The sequence below is a fragment of the Prevotella sp. 20925_1_30 genome (assembly GCF_041433025.1).
Classification (GTDB): Bacteria; Bacteroidota; Bacteroidia; order Bacteroidales; family Bacteroidaceae; genus Prevotella; species Prevotella vespertina.
Genome location: NZ_JAPWAR010000049.1, coordinates 1 through 6908, shown reverse-complemented (window position 1 = coordinate 6908; position 6908 = coordinate 1). Strand labels below are relative to the sequence as shown.

Below are 6908 nucleotides of genomic sequence, written 5' to 3'. Positions count from 1 at the left end.
AATGCAGCTGTAGAGAGGGTTGTGTAAACACCCGTAACAGGATTGTATGACACCTTATTAGGTATGTTTGTCGAGTTTGAAAGGAACTTAGCTTTAAAGTCTTTTACCGTATGCTTCTGTGCTTGAATCTGTGTTCTGACACGTACACCAGCATGTTTAGAGATAATCTTTACTGTTTCTTGCGCCCAAGTAGTACCTGTTGTGACTGTTTGTCGTCCAATGCGTGCAGTCGCAGCTTTATCCAAACTCACCTCAAGAGACTCTCCATTTGCAACGACATCATCGTTGAAACAAACAAAAGTGTAAGTCTTTCCACGCATTAAAAATAGCTGGTTAGACGTGCCCGCATCAGGAGTAAAGGTTGAACCATTCATTCTTCCCTTTAGTTCCCCTACTCTCGTCGACCCTTCATAGAATCGAATTGTATAGTGCGTATTGCCTGTTATGGCACGTGTTGCAGGTTCTTTACTTGATTGATCAGGGACGAGTTCGGTAGAAGCACCGCAGTCGTTAAAATCAACTACAGACTTTTGATTATCGCTATTACTACTTACAGCACGTGAAGCAGGGGCTAGATTATCATAGCCTGACTCGATAATCTCAATTCCAACTTTTGCTTTTTGATTACTCGCAGCATCATTTTCTACATTATTATTACAGCCTACTAACAAGGCTATCACTGCACCAAAACCAATCTTTGTAATTGTACTCTTTAAATTGTATAACATCTTTTTAAGTCTTATCAATGGTTTATTCAAATCCGTGTTCATCGTCTCCTCCGATGTTTTCATTCGGATTCCAATCTTCTTCACTAGAGTTATTTGCATCAGGAGTTATTGGCTTACTATGACATATCATGCCCTCATACTCACAATTAATCTGCACCACTCTCGGTGGAATATAGGTTCTCTTCTTTCTCATAAATGGTTTAATTGTATTTGTTAAATAGTTTTGTTCTAATATAGAAAACGGCGTATTAATTGGCTGCAAAGGTATTAATAAACCTTTATTTACCCCCCCATTTTTGTTAAATAAGCATAAACTATATATAAAACAGTTGCGTTTGCAAATAAAGGAAAGCCTCTCCCCCAACCCAACTACAGCCTCTCCCCCAGCCCCTCTCCGAATGGAGAGGGGAGTGAAAACTATTGTTTGCAAATAAAGGGGGCGTTTCGTTGGTGCGAAGAAAGGCTCTCTTCATAACGAAGAAACGCCCTTCTCCAAACGAGAAGGGCGTTTCCTTTAATTATAGAATATGATTACCTCTATTCCCGCTAACCATCCTCTCTCATCCTACTAGCAGTATTCACTCCCCTCTCCACTCGGAGAGGGGACGGGGGTGAGGCTTTCCGTCACTTGCAAACAATAGTGTTTACGCCCCTCTCCATTCGGAGAGGGGGCGGGGGTGAGGCTTTAGTTGGGTTGGTGTGAGGCTGGTTGTTAGCTTTGATAAGGCTTCCTTCTACCTATTTCTAACCGCACGGGATCCTGTATATCGATGGTTGTCATCACATACAAGTAGCGTTCCAAGAGCGGCCCAACACGTATGTTTTTACGCATCCGCACCGCCATAACCGTTGAAGAGGGGTTACTCGGAACCCTCACATGCAGTACCCGACAGATGTTACGAACGATAGAGATAAAGTCCATCGGTCGACCATCAGGGCGCAATAAAGCTCCACTCTCCCACACCATGTGTGCCATATCTATCAGGTCGCAGGTGGCACCTTTCCAATACAAACCCTCCTTCTCACTACGATTGATTAGGTCGTAAAAATCATTAATAATCGTGGACTTCAGGCGTTGCATATCCTCTTCTGTCCATTTCTTCATTGGTTTCATCATTGTTTTTTTCTTCTTTCCATCTTCCATAGTTGTACTATTTTAAGCATTAATAATGTGTGGCTTCATGCCTTGCCCACGCTTGTTACCACTTGTTGAGTGGTAGGAGAAGGGAAGTGGGGCGCATGTCCTTTGATATCACCAGCCCACTTGCTGGGGTGAGAAGTGGGCTATGTGATTTGTTGACAAAGTTAGTTTGATGTTGTGCAAAGGATGTTCAATCGCAAAAAAAGATATCTTAAATTAATAAAATATTAAATGTTTATTAACTCGATGAAAGCCCCTTTAAATTCGACGAAATTGTTTCACCAACCCCACCTAACCTCCCCCAAGGGGAGGAATACCTAATGGGAGTAGGTGAAAAGAAGCCTCACCCCCGCCCCAACTACAGCCTCACCCCCGCCCCCTCTCCGAATGGAGAGGGGAGTGAAGACCATTGTTTGCAAATAAAGAGGGCGTTTCGTTGGTGTGAAGAAAGGCTCTCTTCATAACGAAGAAACGCCCTTCTGCAATCGAGAAGGGCGTTTCCTTAATTCTACTAAAAGCCTACCCAAGCCCCTCCGAAGGAGGGGATGTATTTCTCCCGAGGCTACTTTTAAATTCCAAAACACAATTATCTCTACTCCCACTTACCATCCTCTTTTATCCTACTAGTAGTGTTCACGCCCCTCTCCATTCGGAGAGGGGTTGGGGAGAGGCTGTAGATGGGACGGGGGAGAGGCCTCCCCTCTGTCTTTGCACACGCACACAAAAAAAGAGGACACCGTTAAGATGTCCTCTATGTGATTCCGACAGGATTCAAACCTGTAACCTCTTGATCCGTAGTCAAGTGCTCTATTCAGTTGAGCTACGGAACCATTAAAATGGTTGCAAACGTTAAGAGCAATAGTGCTATTGCTTAATTGCGAGTGCAAAGGTATCACTTTTATTTCAACCCACCAAACTTTTCATCAACTTTTTTACGTTTTCTTTTCGTCTTCATCGTGTAGTGTCGGTAGCGAAATATGGTAACCTACTGCAACAAAGCGTATTACACAAATCATAAGAAAGGTAACTATCACCGTCAGGGGAAGCCCCAGTCCGAGCGAGAAGAGCGTCCAATAGGTTAGACCTCCTGCCACACTTGCCACAGCGTAAATCTCTTTATGAAAGATGACGGGGATGTTATTCAACAGAACATCACGTATGACGCCACCTGCCACACCCGTGATACACCCCATGATAACGGCTACCCAGAAGCTATGTCCCAGTGCGATGGTCTTCTGAATACCGGCTATGGTGAACAGAGCTAAGCCCAGTGTATCGAAGACGAACCATGCGTTATCGAGTTTCTTTATCCATTTCCTCGATAGGATAACGAGGAAGAGTGCAAGTCCAGTAACCAACACATACATGATATTTGACATCCAGAACGGGCGCACACCAAGCATGGCATCACGTATCGTACCGCCTCCGATGGCAACAGCAAAGCCGCATACGTAGCCTCCGAACCAATCGAAGTGCTTTTGGGCGGCGTGCCGTATACCGGAGATGGCGAATGCGAAGGTGCCAAGGAACTCCAAGATCACCTGGAGGGTACGGACGAGATGGGGGTCAGTGTAGGTCATACGCAGTTTTGCGGAGTGCCTTCTATGAATTTCTTGATATTCTCCACGGCAATAGCCATGAGTCTTTCGCGTGCCTCACGAGTAGCCCATGCCACGTGCGGAGTGATATATGCGTTGGGTTGTTGTAGAAGGGGATTGTCCGTGCGAGGCGGTTCGTCGGTCATAACATCTGCACAATAGGCTTTGAGATGACCGCTTTCGAGGGCATCAGCAACAGCCTGTTCGTCAATGAGCCCACCACGTCCTGTATTAATAAGGATGGTTCCGGGGCGCATTTTCTGTAGGCTTTCAGCATTGATCATGTGCGTATTCTCTGCCGTAAGAGGGCAATGGAGGGTGATGATGTCAGACGTACTAAAGAGTCCTTCGAGGGTTGTCTTGCGGATACACTCGGGTAGATCGCTACTGTTCTTACTGGTATATGCAGAGATATCCATACCCATGGCGTGGGCAATCTGCGCCACTTTCTGACCGATGTGACCGAGTCCGACAATACCAAGAGTTTTCCCTGCGAGTTCGATCAGAGGCGTATCCCAATAGCAGAAGTCCTGCTGCTTGCACCAATCACCACGTCTGACAGCCTCGGCATAATGGTCTACTCGTGTTGCAGCATTCAATAGTAAGGCGAAAACATGTTGTGCCACACTATCGGTACTATAGGCTGGGATATTGCAAACCACAACTCCTCTTGCACGTGCCGCAGCGATGTCAATATTATTATAACCCGTTGCCAGCTCTCCAATATACTTCAGTTTAGGCAGTTGTTGGAGCACTTCTTCAGTGATATTCACCTTATTGATGAGTATTCCGTCAGCGTCTTTTGCACGCTCAACGACGTCTTCCTGTCGTGTTCTTTCGTATATCGTACAATCAGCGAGTTGCTTTATTGGCTCCCACGAGAGGTCACCAGGGTTGACTGCATGGCAGTCGAGAATGACTAGTTTCATACTTTTTATTGTTTATCGGAAGCCTCCCCAAAACCGAACTCACCCTCCGAAAGCCTCCCCAAGCCCCTCCGAAAGGAGGGGATGTAGCCTCACGGGAGTTGGTAAGGATATATGAGTAAGGCAGTGAGAGTGCCTCCTTTTGTTGTTATTATTTGTTTTAATAAGCTGACGAGAGCATTTTCTCTAATTCAAAATTATGATTACTTCAAGTTGACGAGTTAATAGTTGACGAGTTGACAAGTTGTTTGTTCTGTGGGAAATGATACTATCCACGCCCCTCTCCATTACTTCCCTACGGTCAGTGACCACTGGTTCGGAGAGGCTGTGAGGCTTTCATTCCCATCAACAAAGGCGTTTCCTTATTATAAAGAGAGCCTTTCGTTGCCATAACGAGGGCGTTTCCTTGCTATGAAGAAAGCCTCTCTTCGCTTCAAAGAAACGCCCCCTTCATCTGCAAACAATGGTTTTCACTCCCCTCTCCATTACTTCCCTTCAGTCAGTGACCGCTGGTTCGGAGAGGGTGTGAGGCTGCTCCTCCCCTTTCGGGGAGGCTGGGTGGGGCTGTAGGGAGGCTGTTAGTCGGGTATAAACTCCCTCCCCTCCAACTCATCTGGCATATACTGTTGCTCGACAAAATGCCCCTCATAATCGTGAGGATACTTATATCCATCGCCATAACCAAGGTCTTTCATCAACTTTGTCGGTGCATTCCGAAGGTGCAACGGAACGGGCAGATTACCCGAACGGCGCACCTCCTCAAGGGCGGCATTGATACCCTTATAAGCCGAATTGTCCTTCTTGGAACGAGCGAGATAGACCACCGCTTCCGCCAAAGGTATGCGCCCCTCTGGCCATCCTATGCGGTCGACTGCATCGAAGGCAGCGTTTGCCAGCAATAGAGCATTGGGGTTCGCAAGTCCGATATCCTCGGCTGCGCTGATCACTACACGGCGTGCGATAAAACGCGGATCTTCGCCTCCTTCGATCATCCGAGCCATCCAATAGAGGGCGGCATCGGCGTTTCCTCCACGAATCGACTTGATGAATGCAGACACAAGATCATAGTGCATCTCACCGTCCTTATCGTATGCCAAGGGGTTTTCCTGCAGCTCTTTCTCCACCAACTCATCGGTGATAACAATCTCATCTGACGTCCGCGCACCCACGAGGAGGTCGATAATATTGAGCAATTTACGTGCATCGCCACCGCTATAACGCAGTAGGGCGGTCGTCTCGGAGAGCTTTATCGTGAGTTTCTTCAGCTCCGTGTCTTCCGTGATTGCACGTTGCACGAGGCGGAGAAGGTCGTCTTTCCCCAACGATTTCAGCACATATAACTGGCAACGCGACAGCAGTGGACGGATGACTTCGAATGAGGGATTCTCCGTCGTTGCGCCTATCAACGTCACAACTCCTCTCTCCACAGCACCCAACAAGGAGTCTTGCTGCGACTTAGAGAATCGATGAATTTCGTCGATAAAGAGTATCGGGGAAACCGAATTGAAGAACCTCCCGCTCTTCGCCCGATCGATCACCTCGCGTACATCTTTTACACCACTTGTCACCGCCGAGAGCGTGTAGAAGGGTGTTTCTAATTGATGGGCAATAATCTGAGCGAGCGTGGTTTTGCCGACGCCTGGTGGTCCCCAGAGGATGAACGAACTGATATGACCGCTGTCGATCATACGTCGCAAGACAGCTCCCTGACCCACAAGATGCTCCTGCCCAATGTATTCATCCAGCGTCCGAGGACGCATCCTTTCTGCCAATGGTTCCATATCTATTCTTATCTCTAGCGATAACTCCGCTCCAGTCCACCGCTCGCAAGAGTGCAAGCTATCGTTCGCAATCGTCTTGCCTATCGTCACTAGTTGTTGCACTCGACATGGACAATCACATTACTAAGTAGCAGCTGTTGTCTGGCTAAGCACTGGTTGTTGTAGAACAAACCTTTGTCTGCCACATTGCTAAGCACTGGCATGAGCATTGTATATCATTAGGCAAAAGTAAGCAATTATTCTCATAATTCAAAATTCAGCCTTTAAAATGATGGATAACCAACTGGTTTGGCGACTTTCCAATGCCTCTCTATCTGTCCAATCAGCCCCATCCTCCTCACTCCTCACCCTCCTCCATCTGCCCAATCAGCCCCATCCCCCTCACTCCTCACCCTTCCCTATCTGCCCAATCAGCCCCATCTGTCTCACTCCTCACCCTTCCCTATCTGCCCAATCAGCCCCATCTGCCTCACTCATCACCCTCCCCTATCTGCCCAATCAGCCCCATCCGCCTCACTCATCACCCTCCTCTATCTGCCCAATCAGCCCTATCTGCCCCACTCATCACCCTTTCCTATCTGCCTAATCAGCCCCATCACCCCTACTCCTCACCCTCCTTTATCTGCCCAATCAGCCCCATCACCCTTACTCCTCACCCTCCTTTATCTGCCCAATCAGCCCCATCACCCCTACTCCTCACCCTCCCCTATCTGCCCAATCAGCCCCATCACCCT

Annotated in this window: 7 protein-coding genes, 1 tRNA gene and 1 pseudogene; 2 read left to right on the top strand and 7 right to left on the bottom strand. The window is 47.6% G+C overall.

The features are described 5' to 3' along the window. From O3603_RS11745 to O3603_RS11720, 6 genes and pseudogenes are all read right to left on the bottom strand, one after another. Nucleotides 1-728: pseudogene (locus tag O3603_RS11745) on the bottom strand (hypothetical protein); the annotation flags it as partial. Nucleotides 729-750: 22 nt separating this feature from the next. Next, the gene (locus O3603_RS11740; protein WP_155716547.1) at nt 751-921 is read right to left on the bottom strand and encodes a hypothetical protein; all 171 of its coding nucleotides are present in this window, start codon (nt 919-921) and stop codon (nt 751-753) included. Between the two features lie 519 nt (nt 922-1440). Beyond that, nucleotides 1441-1845 (bottom strand): hypothetical protein, encoded by a 405-nt coding sequence (locus O3603_RS11735; protein WP_371523013.1) that lies wholly within the window; start codon nt 1843-1845, stop codon nt 1441-1443. A 780-nt stretch (nt 1846-2625) separates the two neighbouring features. Beyond that, nucleotides 2626-2699, bottom strand: a tRNA-Arg gene (locus O3603_RS11730). Between the two features lie 102 nt (nt 2700-2801). Then, the gene (locus tag O3603_RS11725) at nt 2802-3449 is read right to left on the bottom strand and encodes a trimeric intracellular cation channel family protein (RefSeq protein WP_287317603.1); all 648 of its coding nucleotides are present in this window, start codon (nt 3447-3449) and stop codon (nt 2802-2804) included. After that, nucleotides 3446-4396 carry a D-2-hydroxyacid dehydrogenase gene (locus O3603_RS11720; protein WP_371523011.1) on the bottom strand — a complete coding sequence of 317 codons (951 nt, stop codon included), beginning with the start codon at nt 4394-4396 and terminating at the stop codon, nt 3446-3448. Before O3603_RS11720 ends, O3603_RS11725 begins: the two co-directional genes overlap by 4 nt. Nucleotides 4397-4648: 252 nt before the next feature. Here O3603_RS11720 and O3603_RS11715 point away from each other — a divergent pair, with 252 nt between their 5' ends. Then, nucleotides 4649-4786 carry a hypothetical protein gene (locus O3603_RS11715; protein ID WP_371523009.1) on the top strand — a complete coding sequence of 46 codons (138 nt, stop codon included), beginning with the start codon at nt 4649-4651 and terminating at the stop codon, nt 4784-4786. Between the two features lie 185 nt (nt 4787-4971). Here the strand turns inward: O3603_RS11715 and O3603_RS11710 are convergent, their stop codons facing one another. Then, nucleotides 4972-6174 (bottom strand): replication-associated recombination protein A, encoded by a 1203-nt coding sequence (locus O3603_RS11710; protein ID WP_371523015.1) that lies wholly within the window; start codon nt 6172-6174, stop codon nt 4972-4974. A 288-nt stretch (nt 6175-6462) separates the two neighbouring features. On the opposite strand from O3603_RS11710, the gene O3603_RS11705 reads away from it, so the two are divergent. Continuing rightward, nucleotides 6463-6908: hypothetical protein (locus O3603_RS11705; RefSeq protein ID WP_371523007.1), on the top strand; the 446-nt coding region annotated here is incomplete at its 3' end.